Here is a 412-nt window from a genome sequence, read left to right on the forward strand (position 1 = left end):
AGACGTAGCAGGGTTTTACCTGTTGTGGATTTACCACAACCAGATTCTCCTACTATTCCTAAGACTTCTTTTTCATAGACTTCGAAGGATACATCATCTACTGCTTTGACATCCCCAACCTTTCGGGAGAGTATCCCACCTTTAACATCAAAATATTTTTTTAATGCTTTTACCTCTAGTAAAGCCTTAGACATTGATGACCTCCCCTTCCTTTTCATAGAGGAAGCAACGACAATTGTGTCCCTCGTTTATTTCGAGTAAAGCTGGATCTTGTTCATAACATTGATCAAACACCTCTGAACATCTTGCAGCAAAACGGCAACCTTGTTTTATGGAACCTGGTTTTGGTACATTTCCAGGAATAGAGTAAAGGCGCTTATCTCGCTGATGAATCTTAGGTAGTGATTTAATC

At 39.6% G+C, this 412-nt stretch carries 2 protein-coding genes; both read right to left on the reverse strand.

Features of this window, described 5'->3' with window-relative positions; translation table 11 throughout:
* On the reverse strand, window positions 1–194 hold a 194-nt coding region (locus AOA62_RS03335; RefSeq protein ID WP_143521720.1), incomplete at its 3' end, for an ATP-binding cassette domain-containing protein.
* A partial coding sequence (locus AOA62_RS03340; RefSeq protein ID WP_368665702.1) for an oligopeptide/dipeptide ABC transporter ATP-binding protein occupies window positions 187–412 on the reverse strand: 226 nt, incomplete at its 5' end. The genes AOA62_RS03340 and AOA62_RS03335, both read right to left, overlap by 8 nt.

The organism is Pseudomonas sp. 2995-3, from assembly GCF_002742565.1.
Classification (GTDB): domain Bacteria; phylum Pseudomonadota; class Gammaproteobacteria; order Pseudomonadales; family Pseudomonadaceae; genus Aquipseudomonas; species Aquipseudomonas edaphica.